This is a genomic window from Streptomyces sp. NPDC044003 (genome assembly GCF_056435185.1).
Genome location: NZ_JBWKFA010000006.1, coordinates 378,722 through 398,967, shown reverse-complemented (window position 1 = coordinate 398,967; position 20,246 = coordinate 378,722). Strand labels below are relative to the sequence as shown.

Sequence of the window (20,246 nt, the reverse complement as noted above, 5' to 3'; positions counted from 1 at the left end):
CCACCGCTCGGGAAGAAGGGGCCACCGCACGTCAAGCCACTCACAGGTCTAAACCAATTCCCTGGAGGCTCTTGTCACCCGGGCCTTCGACTGGTGAGCTATGACGCGGGACACATACGCACAGAGGACGCCCTGGGAAAGGGAGATGTCGTGAGCAACGAATCCTTGGCCAACCTGCTCAAGGAAGAGCGGCGGTTCGCGCCGCCCACCGAGCTGGCCGCGGACGCCAATGTGACGGCGGAGGCGTACGAGCAGGCCAAGGCGGACAGGCTGGGCTTCTGGGCCGAGCAGGCCAGGCGCCTCAGCTGGGCCACCGAGCCGACCGAGACCCTCGACTGGTCGAACCCGCCGTTCGCCAAGTGGTTCGCCGACGGCGAGCTGAACGTGGCGTACAACTGCGTCGACCGGCACGTCGAGGCCGGCCACGGCGACCGGGTCGCCATCCACTTCGAGGGCGAGCCCGGCGACAGCCGCGCGATCACCTACGCCGAGCTCAAGGACGAGGTCTCCAAGGCCGCCAACGCCCTGACCGAGCTGGGTGTCCGCAAGGGCGACCGGGTCGCCGTCTACCTGCCGATGATCCCCGAGGCGGCCATCACGATGCTGGCCTGCGCCCGTGTCGGCGCCGCCCACTCGGTGGTCTTCGGCGGCTTCTCGGCCGACGCCGTCGCCTCCCGCATCCAGGACGCCGACGCCAAGCTGGTCGTCACCGCCGACGGCGGCTACCGCCGCGGCAAGCCGAGCGCCCTCAAGCCGGCCATCGACGAGGCCGTCGCCAAGTGCCCGCAGGTCGAGCACGTCCTCGTGGTCCGCCGTACGGGCCAGGACACCGACTTCACCGAGGGCCGGGACGTCTGGTGGGACGACATCGTCGCCCGTCAGTCCACCGAGCACACCCCGGAGGCGTTCCCGGCGGAGCACCCGCTCTTCATCCTGTACACCTCCGGCACCACGGGGAAGCCGAAGGGCATCCTGCACACCTCGGGCGGCTACCTCACCCAGGCCGCCTACACCCACCACGCCGTCTTCGACCTCAAGCCGGAGAGCGACGTCTTCTGGTGCACCGCCGACATCGGCTGGGTCACAGGGCACTCGTACATCGTCTACGGCCCGCTGGCCAACGGCGCGACGCAGGTCATGTACGAGGGCACCCCGGACACCCCGCACCAGGGCCGGTTCTGGGAGATCGTGCAGAAGTACGGCGTCACCATCCTCTACACGGCGCCGACCGCGATCCGCACGTTCATGAAGTGGGGAGACGACATCCCCGCGAAGTTCGACCTGTCCAGCCTCCGTGTGCTCGGCTCGGTCGGCGAGCCGATCAACCCGGAGGCCTGGGTCTGGTACCGCGAGCACATCGGCGCCAACAAGACCCCGATCGTGGACACCTGGTGGCAGACCGAGACCGGCGCGATGATGATCTCGCCGCTGCCGGGCGTCACCGAGACCAAGCCGGGCTCGGCCCAGCGCCCGCTGCCGGGCATCTCCGCCACCGTCGTGGACGACGAGGCGAACGAGGTCCCGAACGGCGGCGGCGGTTACCTGGTCCTCACCGAGCCGTGGCCGTCGATGCTCCGCACCATCTGGGGCGACGACCAGCGCTACATCGACACGTACTGGTCCCGCTTCGAGGGCAAGTACTTCGCCGGCGACGGCGCCAAGAAGGACGAGGACGGCGACATCTGGCTGCTCGGCCGGGTCGACGACGTCATGCTCGTCTCGGGCCACAACATCTCGACGACCGAGGTCGAGTCGGCCCTCGTCTCGCACCCGTCCGTCGCCGAGGCGGCCGTCGTCGGCGCCGCCGACGAGACGACCGGTCAGGCCATCGTCGCCTTCGTCATCCTGCGCGGTACGGCGAGCGAGGACGAGGGTCTCGTCGCCGACCTGCGCAACCACGTCGGCGCCACCCTCGGCCCGATCGCCAAGCCGAAGCGGATCCTGCCCGTCGCGGAGCTGCCGAAGACCCGCTCGGGCAAGATCATGCGCCGTCTGCTGCGGGACGTCGCGGAGAACCGTGAGCTGGGTGACGTGACGACCCTGACCGACTCCTCGGTCATGTCGCTGATCCAGACCCAGCTGCCGGCCACGTCCAGCGAGGACTGACCGACCCGTACGGCCCGAACGCCCGCCCCGGACACCCCGGGGCGGGCGTTTCCCATGCCCACCCCCAACGGGACGTACGGAACAAATCTCCCTAAAGTGAATCCCGCCGGACACAACTCGGGCTCGTTAGGTAAAGTAAGGATCGCGTCAGGAACGCGACAGAAAGACCTAGGTGAGCCGGGAAGTCTGGTCGGCATGTGCTTCGCCCTGCCTGCCCGACGGAGGTCTCCCCCGTGTCCGTGCCCACCGACCGCAAGTTCCTCGGCCGGCTCTCCCTGCCCGAGCGCCGGTACATCGCCGACGCCCTGCGCGCCGAGACCGTCGGCGGCGTCCTCCTGCTCCTCGCCGCCGTCGCCGCCCTCATCTGGGCCAACACCCTCGGTGCGAGCTACGAGTCCGTACAGAACTTCCACATAGGCCCCGCCGCCCTCGGCCTCGACCTGTCGATCCAGCACTGGGCCGCCGACGGCCTCCTCGCGATCTTCTTCTTCGTCGCCGGCATCGAGCTCAAGCGCGAGCTCGTCGCGGGCGAGCTGCGCGACCCCAAGGCCGCCATGCTCCCCGTCGTCGCCGCGCTCTGCGGCATGGCGGCCCCCGCCCTCGTCTACACCCTGGTCAACACGCTCGGCAACGGCTCGATGGACGGCTGGGCCGTGCCCACCGCGACCGACATCGCCTTCGCGCTCGCCGTCCTGGCCGTCATCGGCACCTCGCTGCCCTCCGCGCTGCGCGCCTTCCTGCTCACCCTCGCCGTCGTCGACGACCTCTTCGCGATCCTGATCATCGCGATCTTCTTCACCAGCGACCTGAACTTCGCCGCCCTCGGCGGCGCCGTCGTCGGACTCGTCGTCTTCTGGCTGCTGCTCCGCAAGGGCGTCCGCGGCTGGTACGTGTACGTGCCGCTGGCCCTGGTCATCTGGGGCCTGATGTACAACAGCGGCGTCCACGCCACCATCGCCGGCGTCGCCATGGGCCTGATGCTCCGCTGCACCACCCGGGAGGGCCAGGAGCACTCCCCCGGCGAGCGCATCGAGCACCTGGTCCGGCCGATCTCGGCCGGGCTCGCCGTGCCCCTCTTCGCACTGTTCTCCGCAGGCGTGAGCATCTCCGGCGGCGCGATCCACGACGTCTTCACCCAGCCGGTCACCCTCGGCGTGGTCCTCGGTCTCGTCGTCGGCAAGGCGATCGGCATCTTCGGCGGCACCTGGCTCGCCGCCCGCTTCACCCGGGCGGAGCTCAACCCGGACCTGGCCTGGCCGGACGTGTTCGCCGTCGCCACCCTCGCGGGGATCGGCTTCACCGTCTCGCTCCTCATCGGCGAACTCGCCTTCGCCGGGGACGCCGTCCTCACCGACGAGGTGAAGGCCGCCGTCCTGATCGGCTCGCTCATCGCGGCCGTCCTCGCCTCCGTCCTGCTGAAGCTGCGGGTCCGGAAGTACCAGGCCCTCGTCTCCGACGAGGAGCGCGACGAGGACGAGGACGGCATCCCCGACATCTACGAGCAGGACAACCCGGAGTACCACCTGCGGATGGCCGAGATCTACGAGAAGAAGGCCGCGGAACACCGGGAGCGCGCCCAACTGGCGGGGGCATCGCGCGACGGGGCCGACCGTCCGGCATGATCTGATTCGGACCGTAGAAGAGGACTCGCACCGTAGAAGAGGACCTCGGACCGCAGAAGAGAAGAGGGAGCAGCGATGAGCGACCCGTTCGACGGAACCGAGCGCAGCCTCGGCCAGCTGGTCGCCTCGGCGACCGCCGAGATGTCCGCGCTGGTGCACGACGAGATCGCCCTGGCCAAGGCCGAACTGCGGCAGGACGTGAAGCGCGGTGCGCTCGGCAGCATCATGGGAATCGGCGCCCTCGTAGTGCTGCTGTTCTCGTTGCCGATGCTGAGCTTCGCGCTCGCGTACGCCATCAACACCTGGACCGGCGGGCACAACGGCAACGGGGGCTGGAACCTCGCCTGGTGCTTCCTGCTGTCCTTCGCCTTCAACGTGCTGCTCGCGGGCCTCCTCGGCCTGATCGCGTACTCCAAGTTCAAGAAGGTCAAGCCGCCGGAGAAGTCCATCGCCTCCGCCAAGCAGACGGCGGCCATCATGCAGAACGCGAAGCCGCACCCCCGTCCGGAGCAGCGTCCGGCCCTGGAGAAGGCCTCTGCTGTGGGACGCTCGTCCGTATGACCCTCCCCGAGAGCAGCAGCGGCAACGGCGGGCCCGTACGGCTCGACGGGCCGTGGACCCACCGTGACGTGGCCGCCAACGGCGCCCGCTTCCACATCGCCGAGATGGGCGACGGCCCGCTGGTGCTGCTCCTGCACGGCTTCCCGCAGTTCTGGTGGACCTGGCGGCACCAGCTGCCCGCCCTGGCCGAGGCCGGGTTCCGGGCGGTCGCGATGGACCTGCGCGGGGTGGGCGGCAGCGACCGTACGCCGCGGGGTTACGACCCGGCCAACCTGGCCCTCGACATCACCGGGGTCGTCCGCTCGCTCGGCGAGCCGGACGCGGCGCTCGTCGGGCACGACCTGGGCGGCTACCTCGCCTGGACGGCGGCCGTGATGCGGCCGAAGCTGGTGCGCCGGCTCGTGGTCTCCTCGATGCCGCACCCGCGCCGCTGGCGCTCGGCGATGCTCTCCGACTTCGCCCAGTCGCGGGCCGGCTCGCACGTGTGGGGCTTCCAGCGGCCGTGGCTGCCGGAGCGTCAGCTCGTCGCGGACGACGGGGCGCTCGTGGGCGAGCTGATCCGGGACTGGTCGGGCCCGAAGCCGGTCGACGAGCAGGCCGTCGAGGTGTACCGGCGGGCGATGTGCGTCCCGTCGACGGCGCACTGCTCGATCGAGCCGTACCGGTGGATGGTGCGGTCGCTGGCCCGCCCGGACGGCATCCAGTTCAACCGGCGCATGAAGCGGCCGGTGCGGGTGCCGACGCTCCATCTGCACGGTTCCCTGGACCCGGTGATGCGGACCCGCAGCGCCGCGGGGTCCGGCGAGTACGTGGAGGCGCCGTACCGCTGGCGGCTCTTCGACGGGCTCGGGCACTTCCCGCACGAGGAGGACCCGGTGGCCTTCACCACGGAGCTCGTCAACTGGCTGAAGGACCCCGAGCCCGACCGCTGAGCCGCCGTCAGCTCCGTCCCGACGTACAGGCCGACGTACAGGCCGACGTACAGGCGTCCTTCGAACGGCCATGTGCCCCGCGCATACTCCAATTGGCGGCCCCGGGGGCGGTTACCGACCTTGGCCCCCGGGCAGACGTCGAGGTATGGGCTGGACGCACGACTACGGTGACACGACAGCACGCGACCGCCGCACGGCCACGGGGCCGGGCTCCCGCGAGAGGGGTGGCCCGCCGGACCAGGGCCCCGCGGCGCAAGGGGTGGGGATCTCGCGCATCCTGCGCCGCCGGGCCCGCTGGGTCTCGGCCCGGCTCCGGCACCCCAGAGACACCGCGTAGGCCGCTCGGGCCGGGGCTCAGAGGGCGCAGGCCTGGGTGTCGACCTGCTGGTCGGCGGTCCGGCCGCGCTCGATGTCCTCGCGGATCTCGTCGGCCGTCAGGGCGTATCCGGTGTTCGCGTCGTCGAGGGAGCGGGCGAAGATCACGCCGTACACCTCGCCGTCCTCGGTGAGGAGCGGACCGCCGGAGTTGCCCTGGCGGACCGTCGCGTACAGCGAGTACACGTCCCTGCGCACCTCGTCGCGGTGGTAGATGTCGGGGCCCTTGGCGCTGATGCGGCCCCGCACGCGGGCGGAGCGCACGTCGTACGAGCCGTTCTCCGGGAATCCGGCGACGATCGCGTTGTCGCCGCTGCGGGCGTCCTCGTCGGTGAAGGCCAGCGGCGTGGCCCTCAGGTCCGGCACGTCCAGGACGGCGATGTCGCGCTGCCAGTCGTAGAGGACGACCTTGGCGTCGTAGAGCTTGCCCTCGCCGCCTATCTGGACGGTCGGCTCGTCGACGCCTCCGACGACGTGGGCGTTGGTCATGACGCGGCGGTCGGCGAAGACGAAGCCGGTGCCTTCGAGGACCTTGCCACAGCTCTGCGCGGTGCCGACGACCTTCACGATGGAGCGCTGCGCGCGGTCGGCGACCGGGCTGTCGGCGAGCGCCGGGTCGGGCGGGGTGACCGGGGTGATCGGCTCGTTCGCGAAGGGGCTGAAGACCTGGGGGAAGCCGCTGCGGGCCAGGGTGGAGCTGAAGTCGTCGAACCAGCCGGAGGCCTGATCCGGCATCACCCGCTCCACGCCGAGCAGCACCTTGGAGTTCCGTACCTCCTTGCCCAGGGTGGGCAGCGAGGTGCGGGCGAGGGCGGAGCCGATCAGCCAGGCCACGAGCAGCATCGCGACGACGTTGACGAGGGCGCCGCCGGTGGCGTCCAGGGCGCGGGCCGGCGACCAGGTGATGTGGCGGCGCAGCTTGTTGCCGAGGTGGGTGGTGAAGGCCTGGCCGACGGAGGCGCAGACGATGACCACCATCACGAAGACGACGGTGGCGGTGGTCGAGACCTCGCTGTTGTCGGTCAGCTGGTCCCAGAGGATCGGGAGCAGCAGAACGGCGACGAGACCGCCGCCGAGGAAGCCGATCACGGAGAGGATGCCGACCACGAATCCCTGGCGGTAACCGATGATCGCGAACCACACGGCGGCGAGCAGCAACAAGATGTCCAGCACGTTCACCGTCAATAGCCTCGCAGATTCGTTTCCGGTCGCCCGGGGCCGGTCGGCCCGAAGGCCGGCCCGCCCGGAGGTCAGCCTGTCATGAGCGCCAGTCGAGCGGGACCTGCTTGGACCGGTCCCAGGGGCGCTCCCAGTCCGCGTAGTGGAGCAGCCGGTCGATGACCCCGGCCGTAAAACCCCAGACCAGGGCGGATTCGACGAGGAACGCGGGGCCCTGGTGGCCGCTGGGGTGGACGGTGGTCGCGCGGTTCGCGGGGTCCGTGAGATCCGCCACGGGGACGGTGAAGACACGGGCGGTCTCGCCGGGGTCGACGACGCCGACCGGGGTGGGCTCGCGCCACCAGCCGAGGACGGGGGTGACGACGAAGCCGCTGACCGGGATGTAGAGCCGGGGCAGTACGCCGAAGAGCTGGACGCCCCGCGGGTCGAGGCCGGTCTCCTCCTGGGCCTCGCGCAGGGCGGCGCGCAGCAGTCCGCCGGCCTCCGGGTCGCCGTCCTCGGGGTCGAGGGCGCCGCCGGGGAAGGAGAGCTGTCCGGCGTGCGAGCGGAGGCTGCCGGAGCGCTCCATGAGCAGCAGCTCGGGTCCGCGCTCGCCCTCGCCGAAGAGGACGAGGACGGCGGACTGGCGGCCGGCGCCGCTCTCGGGCGGCAGGAAGCGGCTCAGCTGCTCGGGCCGGACCGTGCGGGCGACCCGGTCGACGGGGCCGAGCCAGTCGGGCAGTCCGTCCCGGCTGAGCAGGCCGGCCGTGCCGGGTCCGTGGATCTCTTCGTCAGTGCGCGTCATAGGCACCCCCGTGATTCACAACGCGATCGATGGACGGGTTCGTTCCCGGCGGTCCCGCCGCCGGGCTCCTGCTGCGGTCCTGCCGCCCCGGGCTCCCGCGGGCGGGTTCAAGCGTCGCCGCCCAGCGGGGGCGCCGGGCGGCCCGGGTAGCCGGCCGGCGGGTTGAGCCGCTGGCCGGGGAGGCCGCCCATCTCGTACTTGAGCAGCTTCCGCGCCTTCTCGGGGTCCGTCTCGCCCTCTCCGTACGAGGGGCAGAGGTGGGTGATCGGGCAGGCGCCGCAGGCGGGCTTGCGGGCGTGGCAGATCCGGCGGCCGTGGAAGATCACCCGGTGCGAGAGCATCGTCCACTCGCTCTTCGGGAAGATCGCGGCGACCTCGGCCTCGATCTTCACCGGGTCGTCGGACTCGGTCCACCGCCAGCGGCGGGCGAGGCGCATGAAGTGGGTGTCGACGGTGATGCCGGGGACCCCGAAGGCGTTGCCGAGGACGACGAAGGCGGTCTTGCGGCCGACGCCGGGGAGCTTGACGAGGTCCTCCAGGCGGCCGGGGACCTCGCCGCCGAAGTCGTCCCTGAGGGCGGCGGCGAGGCCCATGATCGACTTGGTCTTGGCGCGGAAGAAGCCGGTGGGCCGGATCAGCTCCTCGACCTCCTCGGGCACGGCCGCGGCGAGGTCCTCGGGCGTGGGGTACTTCGCGAAGAGGGCGGGGGTGGTCTGGTTGACCCGCAGGTCGGTGGTCTGGGCCGAGAGGACCGTGGCGACGAGCAGCTCGAAGGGGTTGCGGAAGTCGAGCTCCGGATGGGCGTACGGGTAGACCTCGGCCAGCTCGCGATTGATCCGGCGCGCCCGGCGGACCATCGCGAGCCGCGACTCGGGCTTGGCGGGCTTCGAGGGCTTGGCGGACTCCGAGGGCTTGGCGGACTCCGAGGTCCTGGCGGGCTTCGAGGGCTTGGCGGGCGCGACGGCCTCGGCAGGCTTCACGGGCTCCCCTTTTGCACCCTTTGCCCGTTTCGACACGCCGTGTTCGCCCACAGCGGAATTACCTTCGGCCGACACTCTTTCAGCCCCCTTGGCCTGCGCTCTCACCGGCGAGTTGGACACCCGGCCAGCCTAGGCGCCGCCGCCGACATCCGCCCCGGGCGTGGCCGATCGGAGCCCAATCGGGCCCCTGACGTACGGACGGGCGGCTCGGTACGTCAAACTTGTTGTGATTGATCGCACTGTTTTGTGCGTCCGGCATCATGGGACCCAGGTCCTTTGAGCAGGTCGACAGTAGGAGAGAACTCGTGGACGACGTTCTGCGGCGCGCCCCGCTCTTCGCGGCGCTCGATGACGAGCAGGCTGCCGAGCTGCGCGCCTCGATGAGTGAGGCGACGCTCGCCCGTGGCGACGCGCTCTTCCACGAGGGCGACCCCGGCGACCGCCTGTACGTGGTGACCGAGGGCAAGGTGAAGCTGCACCGCACCTCCCCCGACGGCCGCGAGAACATGCTGGCCGTCCTCGGCCCCGGCGAGCTCATCGGCGAGCTGTCCCTCTTCGACCCGGGCCCGCGCACCGCCACCGCGACCGCGCTGACCGAGGTCAAGCTGCTCGGCCTGGGCCACGGCGACCTCCAGCCCTGGCTGAACGCCCGCCCCGAGGTGGCCACCGCGCTGCTCCGCGCCGTCGCCCGCCGGCTGCGCAAGACCAACGACCAGATGTCCGACCTGGTCTTCTCGGACGTCCCGGGCCGCGTCGCCCGCGCGCTCCTCGACCTGTCGCGCCGCTTCGGCGTGCAGTCGGAGGAGGGCATCCACGTCGTCCACGACCTCACCCAGGAGGAGCTGGCCCAGCTGGTCGGCGCCTCCCGCGAGACGGTCAACAAGGCGCTCGCCGACTTCGCCCAGCGCGGCTGGCTGCGCCTGGAGGCCCGCGCCGTGATCCTGCTGGACGTGGAGCGCCTCGCGAAGCGCTCGCGGTAAGCACCCCCGTACACACGGAAAGGCCGCCCCGGTCCGATGACCGGGGCGGCCTTCCGCGTACCGCGGGACGGTCAGCGCTTCGAGCCGTCCACGATCACCGGGGCGGAGCCGCCGCTCCCGCAGGGCACCGCGTAGACCGGGTTCTTCGCCGCGGCCTCCTTGTACGCGTCGATGCACTGGTTCATCAGGACCTTGTCCGTCAGCGAGTCGTTGAGGATCTTGTTGGCGCGGGCGATGCCCTCCGCCTCGATACGGCGCCGGTCGGCCTCGGCCTTGGCGGTACGGGAGGCCTCGGTGGCCCGCTCCGTGGCCTGCTGCTGCTGGATCTTGCGGTCGATCTGGCCCTGGAGGGCGTCCGAGGGCTTCACGTTGCGCAGGTTGACCGTGGTCACGTCGATGCCGCGCGGGGCCAGGCGCTCCTTGATCAGGGCGTTGATCTCGGCGCTGATCCCCTCACGGTCGGAGGCGTAGCCCTCCTCGCTGGTGTGGCGGGCGAAGACGTTGCGGACGATCTCACGGCTGTCCGGGTAGACCAGCCGCTGCTGGATGGCGTCCTCGCTGCCCGCGAGCTTGTACAGCTCGACGGCCTTGGCCTGGTCGACGGACCACTTCACCGTGACCTCGGCGTACATGACGCCGCCCTGCGAGGAGCGGACCTCGACCACGTCCTTGTCGGAGAGGTTGAGGTCGACCGGGCGGGTCGAGAAGGTCGTGACGTCGGTGAACGGCGACTTCATGTGCATGCCCGAGGTCATCGGCGAGCCGACCTTGCCGAAGGCGACCGGCACACCGACCTCGTACGCGCTGATCACGTACGTCATGCTCGCGACCAGCGAGAAGAGACCGGCCAGGAGCGCGCCGACGGCGCCGAACTTCAGGCCCGTGGAGTCGTTGGAGCGGCCGACGAAGAAGAGCACCACTGCGGCTATGACCAGCAGGATGGCGATGACGAACACGGGTTTCCCCCCGAGAGCTACGGCCAGATGTAAGCGGAGCGTAAGACACGGGGGAAGGCCCGAAGGTTCCCGGGGTACGTCAGCGGGCCGCGGACACCCGGGGCCGCTGCCCGCCCCGGCGGCCTCACGGCCCGTCGCGCGGCACCGGGGCGCTCAGACCAGGCCGTGGTCCCTCAGGTACTCCAGCTGCGCCCGTACGGACAGCTCGGCCGCCGGCCACAGGGAGCGGTCCACGTCCGCGTACACATGGGCGACGACCTCCGCCGCCGTCCGGTGCCCGGCCTCGACCGCCGTCTCGACCTGGGCGAGCCGGTTCGCCCGGTGCGCGAGATAGAACTCCACCGCCCCCTGGGCGTCCTCCAGGACCGGTCCGTGCCCCGGCAGGACCGTGCGCACCCCGTCGTCGACGGTCAGCGAACGCAGCCGCCGCAGCGAGTCCAGATAGTCCCCCAGCCGCCCGTCCGGGTGCGCGACCATCGTCGTCCCGCGCCCCAGGATCGTGTCGCCCGTGAGCACCGCCCGGTCGGCCGGCAGGTGGAAGGAGAGCGAGTCCGAGGTGTGCCCGGGCGTCGGGACGACCCGCAGCTCCAGGCCGCCGACCGTCACCACGTCCCCCGCGCCCAGGCCCTCGTCGCCCAGACGCAGCGCCGGATCGAGGGCCCGCACGGCCGTGCCGGTCAGCTCCGCGAAACGGCCCGCGCCCTCCGCGTGGTCCGGGTGGCCGTGGGTCAGCAGGGTCAGCGCGACCCTCTTGCCGAGCTTCTCGGCGGTGTCGATCACATGGCGCAGATGGCCCTCGTCGAGCGGCCCGGGGTCGACGACGACGGCGAGGCCGGAGCCCGGCTCGGAGAGCAGCCAGGTGTTGGTGCCGTCGAGGGTCATCGCGGACGGGTTGGGCGCCAGGACGTTCACGGCGCGGTCGGTCGCGGGCCCGGACTCCACGAGCCCGCGCGGCTGGCCGGGCAGGGCGGCGGCGTCGCTCATCGCTCACCCCCGGCGGGGATGACCTTGGTGAACTCCTCGTGCCCCGGCCAGCTGAGGACCAGCTCCTCGCCCTCCAGGCGCGCCTGCGCGAGCACGGGGGCCATGTCCTGCTCCCCCCCCGCCGCGAGCGCCTCGGCGGCCGTCCCGTAGGGCTCCAGGGTGCGCAGGGTCGAGATCGTCGGCGGCATCATCGTCAGCTCGCCCCGGTCGTAGCCGGCGGCGGCCTCCGCCGGGCGGATCCACACCGTGCGGTCCGCCTCCCCGGAGACGTCACGGGTGCGCTGACCGGCCGGCAGGGCCGCCACGAAGAACCAGGTGTCGTACCGCCGCTGCTCGAACTCCGGGGTGATCCAGCGGGCCCAGGCGCCCAGCAGGTCCGAGCGCAGGACGAGCCCGCGCCGGTCCAGGAAGTCGGCGAAGGACAGCTCCCGGGCGACGAGCGCCTCCCGGTCCCGCTCCCAGTCCTCGCCGGTCGTGTCGCCGACGATGCCGTCCTCGGTCTCCCCGGCGAGCAGCACGCCCGCCTCCTCGAACGTCTCGCGCACGGCGGCGCAGACCACGGCCTGGGCCTGCGCCGGGTCGTCGAGGCCGAGCCGGGCCGCCCACGTCTCCAGGGACGGGCCCGCCCAGCGCACCGGCTGCTCGTCGCGCGGGTCGACGCCGCCGCCCGGGTAGGCGTACGCACCGCCCGCGAAGGCCATCGAGGTGCGGCGGCGCAGCATGTGGACGTCGGGCCCGGCGGCCCCGTCCCGCAGGAGCAGCACGGTGGCGGCGCGCCGGGGCGTCACCGGGGTGAGCTCACCGGCGGCGAGGGCGCGGATGCGGTCGGGCCACTCCGGCGGGTACCACTGACCGTTCGACCGCTTAGCCTGCTTCGCCTGCTTCGGCTGACCATTCGACATGGCCGGATGCTATGCGCAAGCATCGGAATGCACGAGAGCCGGTTTCCCGGGGCTGTGGAAAACCGGCTCTGGACGTGCCTTCGGTGTCAGGCGGTGTCAGGCCTCGACGAGCTCGACCTGGACCTCGACCTCGACGGGCGCGTCGAGCGGCAGCACGGCGACGCCGACGGCGCTGCGCGCGTGCACGCCCTTCTCCCCGAGGATCTCGCCGAGCAGCTCGCTGGCGCCGTTGATGACGGCGGGCTGACCGGTGAAGTCGGCGGCGGAGGCGACGAAGCCGACGACCTTCACGACGCGCTTGATGCGGTCGAGGTCACCGGCGACCGACTTCACGGCCGCGAGCGCGTTGAGCGCGCAGGTGGCGGCGAGCTGCTTGGCCTCCTCCGGCGTGACCTCGGCGCCGACCTTGCCGGTCAGCGGAAGCTTGCCCGCCACCATCGGGAGCTGGCCCGAGGTGTACACGTACACGCCGGACTGCACGGCCGGCTGGTAGGACGCGATCGGCGGCACGACCTCGGGCAGGGTCAGGCCGAGTTCGGCGATCCGCGCCTCGACGGCCCCGCTCACGACTTGGCCCGCTTCAGGTAGGCCACGAGCTGCTCGGGGTTGTTCGGCCCGGGCACGACCTGGACGAGCTCCCAGCCGTCCTCGCCCCAGGTGTCCAGAATCTGCTTGGTCGCGTGCACCAGAAGCGGCACCGTGACGTACTCCCACTTGGTCATGGGCCCGACTGTATCCGCTGCCGCGGGGCTCCTCTCCGAGGCGGCCCCCACAGGCCCCCTAGGGGGCTTCTCCGGGGCGGCCTCCTGATTGCGCGCGGCCGCCAGTGGTTAGGCTCGACTGCGTGAGCAGGCTCCAGGTCGTCAGCGGCAAGGGCGGTACCGGTAAGACGACGGTCGCCGCCGCCCTCGCCCTCGCCCTCGCGACGGAGGGGAAGCGGACCCTCCTCGTCGAGGTCGAAGGCAGACAGGGCATCGCACAACTCTTCGAGACGGAAGCCCTTCCGTACGAGGAGCGCAAGATCGCCGTCGCCCCGGGCGGCGGCGAGGTGTACGCGCTGGCGATCGACGCCGAGCGCGCGCTCCTCGACTACCTCCAGATGTTCTACAAACTGGGCAGTGCGGGGCGGGCCCTGAAGAAGCTCGGCGCGATCGACTTCGCGACGACGATAGCGCCGGGCGTCCGGGACGTGCTGCTGACCGGCAAGGCGTGCGAGGCGGTGCGGCGGCGGGAGAAGGACGGCCGTCCCGTCTACGACCACGTGGTCATGGACGCGCCGCCCACCGGCCGCATCACCCGCTTCCTCAACGTGAACGACGAGGTGGCGGGCCTGGCCAGGATCGGTCCGATACACAACCAGGCGCAGGCCGTCATGCGGGTCCTCAAGTCCCCCGAGACGGCGGTGCATCTGGTGACCCTCCTGGAGGAGATGCCCGTCCAGGAGACCGCGGACGGCATCGCGGAGCTGAGGGACGCCGAACTGCCGGTAGGCAGGGTCGTGGTGAACATGGTCCGCCCGCACGTCCTCGACGAGGCGGCGGTACGGGCCGCTTCCGGCGACCACCGGGACGCGATCGCGCGGACCCTGGCCGCCGCGGGCGTGACCGGCGGCACGCGCCTGGTCGAGCCGCTCCTCGACCAGGCGGCCGAGCACGCGCGGCGGGTGGAGCTGGAGCGGACGCAGCGCACGGTCCTGGACGGCGTCGGCGTCCCCTCGTACGAACTGCCCTTCCTCGGGGACGGGGCGGACATCGCCGGCCTCTACCGGCTGGCGAAGGAACTGCGGAAGCAAGGGGTGGGCGCGTGACGGAGAAGGCAGGCGCCGAGGCGAACGCCGAGGCCCCCGGGCTCGACCGCGCCCCCGTTCTGGATCTCGACCCGCTGCTCGACGACCGGGGGACCCGCATCATCGTCTGCTGCGGCGCGGGCGGGGTCGGGAAGACGACCACCGCGGCGGCCCTCGGTGTGCGGGCGGCGGAGCGTGGCCGGCGGGTCGTCGTGCTCACCATCGACCCGGCGCGCCGGCTCGCCCAGTCCATGGGCATCGACTCCCTCGACAACACCCCGCGCAAGGTCGACGGCATCAAAGGGTCCGACGGCGGCGAACTGCACGCCATGATGCTGGACATGAAGCGGACCTTCGACGAGATCGTCGAGGCGCACGCGGACCCCGAGCGGGCGCGGGCGATCCTGGAGAACCCCTTCTACCAGTCCCTGTCGGCCGGATTCGCCGGTACGCAGGAGTACATGGCGATGGAGAAGCTGGGCCAGCTCCGGGCCCGCGACGAGTGGGACCTGATCGTCGTCGACACCCCGCCGTCCCGGTCCGCGCTCGACTTCCTGGACGCGCCGAAGCGGCTCGGGTCCTTCCTCGACGGGAAGTTCATCAAGCTGCTGATGGCCCCGGCGAAGGTGGGCGGCCGGGCCGGGATGAAGTTCCTCAACGTCGGCATGTCGATGATGACGGGGACCCTGGGGAAGCTGCTCGGGGGTCAGTTCCTCAAGGACGTGCAGACGTTCGTGGCGGCGATGGACACGATGTTCGGCGGTTTCCGGACCCGCGCGGACGCCACGTACAGACTGCTCCAGGCCCCGGGCACGGCCTTCCTCGTGGTCGCGACGCCGGAGCGGGACGCGCTGCGCGAGGCCGCGTACTTCGTGGAGCGGCTGGCCGCCGAGGAGATGCCGCTCGCGGGTCTCGTCCTCAACCGCGTCCACGGCAGCGGCGCCGCCCGGCTGTCGGCCGAGCGGGCGCGGGCGGCCGCGGAAAATCTTGAGGAGGGGCGCATTGTGGATCAGGGGGGCGGGAAGGCTGGACTGCGTGGCTCCCCGGCCACCGCGCCCGAACCCGAGCACGAGCCGAACGATCTCGCCACCGCCGCCGCATCTTCCGTACCCGAGGCTGCCCCCACAGCCGAACCGGCAGCACAGGAAACAGACGTACGTCATCTCACCGCGGGACTTCTGCGCCTGCATGCCGAGCGCATGCGGGTGCTCGCGCGTGAGCAGCGCACACGCGACCGCTTCACCGCGCTCCACCCCGAGGTGGCGGTGACCGAAGTGGCCGCCCTGCCCGGCGATGTGCACGACCTCGCCGGGCTGCGGGCCATCGGTGACCGGCTCACGGCGGGGCGGATGCCCTCGGCCTGAGCCGTCTCGCGTACGAGTACCCGTATCCGTACTCGTACCCGTCCTCGTTCTCCTACCCGTGTCTCGTACGGGTCGGGGCTAGCCGACCGCGGCGTACGCCTCGTACGTCGCGTCGTCCTCGATCGCCACGGGCAGCAGGCCCGCTCCCCGCTCGTACTCCGTGCGCGCGGTCTCCAGGAGCCGGCGCCACGAGGTGACGGTCGGCCTCCTGCGCAGCAGTGCACGGCGCTCGCGCTCCGTCATGCCGCCCCACACACCGAACTCCACGCGGTTGTCGAGGGCGTCGGCGAGGCACTCGGTCCGCACCGGGCATCCGGTGCACACCGCCTTTGCCCTGTTCTGTGCCGCTCCCTGCACGAAAAGTTCATCCGGATCGGTAGTGCGGCAGGCCGCCTGCGCACTCCAGTCAGCTACCCAGCCCATACCGGCGCCGTCCTCTCCCGAATCGAGGCTCCCCCACGGCGGCAGCGGCATATTCACCGCTGCCAGTTGGGACGTTACGGAAGGTGGGCACAGCGCAACACCCCCTTCGGGCCCAATCTTGAATGGCCCGAACGGACTATGCGTGCGCGTCAGATCACCCAGGGGAGTGATCGATGGACATGCGTGTCATAGCGGACATACCTCGCAGATATGCCCTTCTTCGGCGGGGCCACTTCGGGCACCGTGTGACGCATGAGCCGGAATCGGACACGAGCTTCCCGTGTTTCGGGTCACGGGAATTCATACCGATGTCACGCACGGGTCTTGATGCGGGACCACACTGCTGTGACAGTTGGGAGCAGCTTAGGCCAAGGCATATACGTGTGTCCGGCGAATGAGAACGTAGGCTGCCCCCATGGCAAAGAAGCGCTCGGGCGGTGGTCTGACCGGGACCCAGCAGGCCGCCAAGTTCCTCGGTGTCAGTGTGCTCGCCGGAGCCGTGCTGGCGGGCATCGCCCTGCCCGCGGCCGGGGCACTCGGGCTGGCCGCGAAGGGCACGGTGGAGGGGTTCGACGAGATCCCCTCCAACCTGAAGACCCCACCGCTGAGTCAGCGCACCACCATCCTGGACGCCGAGGGCGGTCTCATCGCCACGGTGTACTCGCGCGACCGGAAGGTCGTGCCGATCGACAAGATCTCCCCGTACATGCAGAAGGCGATCGTCGCGATCGAGGACGGGCGCTTCTACGAGCACGGGGCGATCGACCTCAAGGGCGTGCTGCGCGCCATCAACCGCAACGCGCAGTCGGGCGGGGTCGCGCAGGGCGCGTCCACGCTGACCCAGCAGTACGTGAAGAACGTCTTCGTCGAGGAGGCCGGTGACGACCCCGAGAAGGTCGCGCAGGCCACCCAGCAGACCATCGGCCGCAAGGTCCGCGAGCTGAAGTTCGCGATCCAGGTCGAGGAGGAGCTGGGCAAGAAGAAGATCCTGGAGAACTACCTCAACATCACGTTCTTCGGGCAGCAGGCCTACGGCATCGAGGCCGCCTCCCAGCGCTACTTCTCCAAGCACGCCGCCGACCTGGACCTGGGCGAGGCGGCGATGATGGCCGGTCTCGTCCAGTCGCCGAGCCGCTACGACCCGATCAACGACATCCAGGAAGCCACCAAGCGCCGCAACACGGTCCTCCAGCGGATGGCCGACGTGAAGGACATCAGCCAGGCCGAGGCGGACGCCGCCAAGGCCAAGCCGATCAAGCTGAGGGTCAAGACGCCGAAGAACGGCTGCATCACCGCCGTCGACGGCGCCGGCTTCTTCTGCGACTACGTCCGCAAGACGATCCTCAACGACCCGACCTTCGGCAAGACGGCCGAGGAGCGGCAGAAGCTGTGGAACCTGGGTGGCCTCACCATCCGGACCACGCTCGACCCGCGCGCGCAGGCCGCCGCCAACGAGGCCGCCATCGCCAAGGTCAACAAGGACGACCCGGTCGCCGCCTCGGTGGTGCAGGTCCAGCCCAAGACCGGCCGCATCCTCTCGATGGGCCAGTCCCGCCCGTACGGCCTGGACCAGAAGCAGCACCAGACGACGCTGAACCTCGCCGTCGGCAGCAAGATGGGCGGCACGACGTACGGCTTCCAGGTCGGCTCGACCTTCAAGCCGATCACGGCCGCCGCGGCGCTGGAGAAGGGCATCAGCCCGGCGACGAGCTTCAACGACCCGGCGCAGATCAACATCAACGAGAGCGACTACACCCGTTGCGACGGCAAGCCGGCCGGTTACGCCAACTGGGAGGTCAACAACGAGATGAAGTCGGAGAAGGGCGTCTTCGACATGACCAGCGCCCTCGGCAAGTCCATCAACACGTACTTCGCCAAGCTGGAGCAGATGGCCGGCCTCTGCGAGACGCTGACGATGGCGAAGAACGTCGGCTACGAGCGCGAGCTGGGTAAGCCCATCAAGCAGAGCCCCTCCGTCACCCTCGGCAGTATCGAGAGCACCCCGCTCGACATGGCGTCCGTCTACGCGACCTTCGCCAACCGCGGCATCTACTGCACCCCGATCGCCATCGAGTCGATCAAGGCCGCCAACGGCGACAAGCTGAACGTGCCTCAGACCAAGTGCACGCGGGCCATGACCGACCGGACCGCCGACACCGTCAACCAGATGCTGAAGGGCGTCGTCGAGGACGGCACCGGTACGCGGGCCGGTCTCAGCGACCGCGACAACGCGGGCAAGACCGGTACGACCAACGACCGCAAGGACGCCTGGTTCGTCGGCTACACCCCGAACCTGTCCACCGCCGTCTGGGTCGGTGACGACGTCGGCGAGAAGAAGTCGATGTACGACATCACCATCGGCGGCGAGTACTACGACAAGGTCTGCGGTGGCTGCCTCCCGGGCCCGATCTGGAAGATCGCGATGACGGGCGCGCTGAACGCCGGCGAGACCCCGAGCTTCGTCCCCGTCTCCGTGCCGCGGGCCGAGAAGCCCAAGGACCCGGAGAAGGAGGGCGACGAGGGCCCGAACAAGCCCCGGAAGCCCAGCGACAAGCCCGGCGACACCCAGCCGAGCCCCGGGTTCACGTTCCCGACGGACCTGATCGGCGGCGTGGACGGTCGCGGCGGCGGCAAGCCCGGCCGCTGACGTACGGACCGATACGAGAAGGACCGATACGAGGAAGGGCGCCCCACCGGTCCGGTGGGGCGCCCTTCCTCGTACCTACGGCGCGGATCAGCCCGCGTCGCGTACGTACTCCCGCGATCAGCCCGCGTCGCGTACGTACTCCCGCGATCAGCCCGCGTCGCGTACGTACTCCCTCGATCAGCCCGCGAGCAGCTTCTTCACCACGGCGGCGACGCGGCCGCCCTCGGCCTGGCCGGCCACCTTCGGGTTCACGATCTTCATGACGGCGCCCATGGCACGCGGCCCCTCGGCGCCCGCCGCCTTCGCCTCCTCGACGGCCGCCGCGACGATGGAGTCGAGCTCCTCGTCGCTGAGCTGCTTCGGCAGGTACGCGTCGAGGAGGACGCCCTCGGCCTTCTCGCGCTCGGCGGACTCGGGGCGACCGCCCTTGGCGAAGGCGTCCGCGGCCTCGCGGCGCTTCTTCGCCTCCTTCGCGATCACCTTCAGCACCTCGTCGTCGGAGAGTTCGCGCTTCGTCGTGCCCGCGACCTCCTCCTTCGTGATCGCGGTGATGGTGAGCCGCAGGGTCGAGGAGCGCAGTTCGTCGCGCTCCCGGATCGCGGCGTTGAGGTCGTCCTTGAGCTTCGCCTTGAGCGTGGTCATGGGGTCAAGTGTGGCAGGTGACCCACCCGTACCGCCCGCGCATTTCGGCTCGGCGGGTCTGCGACGATGGGGGGATGCGCGCACGGTACGGTCTCCCCCTGAAGATCACGGCAGGACTCACGGCGACGGCTGCGGCCGGACTCGTCTACGCGGCCGGCTTCGAGGCCCGCTCCTTCCGGCTCCGCCGGGTCACCATCCCCGTCCTCCCGCGCGGCATGCGCGACCTGCGGGTCCTCCAGGTCTCCGACATCCACATGGTGAGCGGCCAGCGCAAGAAGCGCGTCTGGCTGCAGTCGCTCGCGGGCCTCCGCCCCGACTTCGTCGTCAACACCGGCGACAACCTCTCCGACACCGAGGCCGTGCCGGAACTCCTCGACGCGCTCGGGCCGCTGATGGAGTTCCCCGGGGTGTACGTCTTCGGTTCCAACGACTACTACGGGCCCCGGCTGAGCAACCCCGCCCGCTACCTCAAGGAGAAGGCCCAGGGCCGGCACGGCCTCAACGGCAACAAGCCGGTCGTCGGCGCCGTCCACAACCCCTGGGAGGGGATGCGGGACGCCTTCGACGCGGCGGGCTGGGTGAACCTCACCAACACCCGCGGCCGCCTCAAGCTGCCGCAGGCCGACCTCGCCTTCACCGGCCTGGACGACCCGCACATCAAGCGGGACCGGTACGAGCGGGTCGCCGGCGGCCCCGACGCGTCGGCCGACTTCACGGTGGGCGTCGTCCACGCCCCGTACCTGCGCTCGCTCGACTCCTTCACGGCCGACGGCTACGAACTGATCCTCGCCGGCCACACCCACGGCGGGCAGCTGTGCATCCCCTTCTACGGGGCGCTCGTCACCAACTGCGACCTCGACACGGACCGGGTCAAGGGGCTCTCCCGGCACACGGTCGCCGACCGGACCTCGTATCTGCACGTCTCGGCGGGCTGCGGCACCAACCGGTACACCCCGGTCCGCTTCGCCTGCCCGCCCGAGGCCACCCTGCTCACCCTGACGGCGCGCGCCTGAGCGCTTACGG

20 protein-coding genes are annotated in these 20,246 nt (G+C 70.8%); 10 read left to right on the top strand and 10 right to left on the bottom strand.

The features are described from left to right. The first annotated feature begins 150 nt into the window (after positions 1-150). From acs to AC07AW_RS25310, 5 genes are all read left to right on the top strand, one after another. Positions 151-2,106 carry an acetate--CoA ligase gene (gene acs, locus AC07AW_RS25330; protein WP_478817726.1) on the top strand — a complete coding sequence of 652 codons (1,956 nt, stop codon included), beginning with the start codon at positions 151-153 and terminating at the stop codon, positions 2,104-2,106. 233 nt (positions 2,107-2,339) lie between these two features. Further along, positions 2,340-3,728 (top strand): Na+/H+ antiporter NhaA, encoded by a 1,389-nt coding sequence (nhaA, locus tag AC07AW_RS25325; protein WP_478817725.1) that lies wholly within the window; start codon positions 2,340-2,342, stop codon positions 3,726-3,728. Positions 3,729-3,803: 75 nt separating this feature from the next. Continuing rightward, a complete protein-coding gene (locus AC07AW_RS25320) occupies positions 3,804-4,289 on the top strand; it encodes a phage holin family protein (protein WP_478817724.1) in 486 nt (161 codons plus the stop codon). Beyond that, on the top strand, positions 4,286-5,221 hold the full coding sequence (locus AC07AW_RS25315; RefSeq protein WP_478817723.1) for an alpha/beta fold hydrolase: 936 nt from the start codon (positions 4,286-4,288) through the stop codon (positions 5,219-5,221). Before AC07AW_RS25320 ends, AC07AW_RS25315 begins: the two co-directional genes overlap by 4 nt. A 145-nt stretch (positions 5,222-5,366) precedes the next feature. Next, a complete protein-coding gene (locus AC07AW_RS25310; protein WP_369145012.1) occupies positions 5,367-5,558 on the top strand; it encodes a hypothetical protein in 192 nt (63 codons plus the stop codon). A gap of 17 nt (positions 5,559-5,575) precedes the next feature. Here AC07AW_RS25310 and AC07AW_RS25305 read toward each other — a convergent pair whose 3' ends face one another. From AC07AW_RS25305 to nth, 3 genes are all read right to left on the bottom strand, one after another. Continuing rightward, entirely contained in the window at positions 5,576-6,775 is a 1,200-nt protein-coding gene (locus tag AC07AW_RS25305) for a MarP family serine protease (protein ID WP_478817722.1), read from the bottom strand. A gap of 79 nt (positions 6,776-6,854) precedes the next feature. After that, on the bottom strand, positions 6,855-7,559 hold the full coding sequence (locus tag AC07AW_RS25300) for an NUDIX hydrolase (RefSeq protein WP_478817721.1): 705 nt from the start codon (positions 7,557-7,559) through the stop codon (positions 6,855-6,857). A gap of 107 nt (positions 7,560-7,666) precedes the next feature. Then, entirely contained in the window at positions 7,667-8,539 is an 873-nt protein-coding gene (gene nth, locus AC07AW_RS25295; protein ID WP_478817720.1) for an endonuclease III, read from the bottom strand. Between the two features lie 305 nt (positions 8,540-8,844). On the opposite strand from nth, the gene AC07AW_RS25290 reads away from it, so the two are divergent. Next, on the top strand, positions 8,845-9,519 hold the full coding sequence (locus tag AC07AW_RS25290) for a Crp/Fnr family transcriptional regulator (RefSeq protein ID WP_015034542.1): 675 nt from the start codon (positions 8,845-8,847) through the stop codon (positions 9,517-9,519). Between the two features lie 71 nt (positions 9,520-9,590). On the opposite strand, the gene AC07AW_RS25285 is transcribed toward AC07AW_RS25290, so the two are convergent. The 5 genes from AC07AW_RS25285 to AC07AW_RS25265 form a co-directional block, all read right to left on the bottom strand. Next, a complete protein-coding gene (locus AC07AW_RS25285; protein WP_478817719.1) occupies positions 9,591-10,475 on the bottom strand; it encodes a prohibitin family protein in 885 nt (294 codons plus the stop codon). Between the two features lie 153 nt (positions 10,476-10,628). Next, positions 10,629-11,459 carry an MBL fold metallo-hydrolase gene (locus AC07AW_RS25280; RefSeq protein ID WP_478817718.1) on the bottom strand — a complete coding sequence of 277 codons (831 nt, stop codon included), beginning with the start codon at positions 11,457-11,459 and terminating at the stop codon, positions 10,629-10,631. Continuing rightward, on the bottom strand, positions 11,456-12,361 hold the full coding sequence (locus AC07AW_RS25275; RefSeq protein ID WP_478817717.1) for an NUDIX hydrolase: 906 nt from the start codon (positions 12,359-12,361) through the stop codon (positions 11,456-11,458). Before AC07AW_RS25275 ends, AC07AW_RS25280 begins: the two co-directional genes overlap by 4 nt. Positions 12,362-12,457: 96 nt before the next feature. Beyond that, entirely contained in the window at positions 12,458-12,928 is a 471-nt protein-coding gene (locus AC07AW_RS25270; protein ID WP_478817716.1) for a RidA family protein, read from the bottom strand. Further along, positions 12,925-13,083: a Sp36 family protein gene (locus AC07AW_RS25265; RefSeq protein WP_015034547.1), complete on the bottom strand. Its 159-nt coding sequence runs from the start codon at positions 13,081-13,083 to the stop codon at positions 12,925-12,927. The genes AC07AW_RS25270 and AC07AW_RS25265 overlap by 4 nt, the downstream gene beginning before the upstream one ends. Before the next feature lie 122 nt (positions 13,084-13,205). Here AC07AW_RS25265 and bagA point away from each other — a divergent pair, with 122 nt between their 5' ends. Continuing rightward, positions 13,206-14,168, top strand: a complete 963-nt coding sequence (gene bagA, locus AC07AW_RS25260; protein WP_478817715.1) for an ATPase BagA — start codon at positions 13,206-13,208, stop codon at positions 14,166-14,168. Further along, on the top strand, positions 14,165-15,511 hold the full coding sequence (bagB, locus tag AC07AW_RS25255) for an ATPase BagB (protein ID WP_478817714.1): 1,347 nt from the start codon (positions 14,165-14,167) through the stop codon (positions 15,509-15,511). Before bagA ends, bagB begins: the two co-directional genes overlap by 4 nt. Positions 15,512-15,589: 78 nt before the next feature. Here bagB and AC07AW_RS25250 read toward each other — a convergent pair whose 3' ends face one another. Beyond that, the gene (locus tag AC07AW_RS25250) at positions 15,590-15,934 is read right to left on the bottom strand and encodes a WhiB family transcriptional regulator (RefSeq protein WP_015034550.1); all 345 of its coding nucleotides are present in this window, start codon (positions 15,932-15,934) and stop codon (positions 15,590-15,592) included. A gap of 415 nt (positions 15,935-16,349) precedes the next feature. On the opposite strand from AC07AW_RS25250, the gene AC07AW_RS25245 reads away from it, so the two are divergent. After that, positions 16,350-18,581, top strand: coding sequence for a transglycosylase domain-containing protein (locus tag AC07AW_RS25245; protein ID WP_478817713.1), 2,232 nt, complete (start codon positions 16,350-16,352; stop codon positions 18,579-18,581). Between the two features lie 177 nt (positions 18,582-18,758). On the opposite strand, the gene AC07AW_RS25240 is transcribed toward AC07AW_RS25245, so the two are convergent. Continuing rightward, positions 18,759-19,223, bottom strand: coding sequence for a GatB/YqeY domain-containing protein (locus tag AC07AW_RS25240; protein WP_478817712.1), 465 nt, complete (start codon positions 19,221-19,223; stop codon positions 18,759-18,761). A gap of 74 nt (positions 19,224-19,297) precedes the next feature. On the opposite strand from AC07AW_RS25240, the gene AC07AW_RS25235 reads away from it, so the two are divergent. Continuing rightward, entirely contained in the window at positions 19,298-20,236 is a 939-nt protein-coding gene (locus AC07AW_RS25235; protein WP_478817711.1) for a metallophosphoesterase, read from the top strand. Positions 20,237-20,246: the final 10 nt, after the last annotated feature.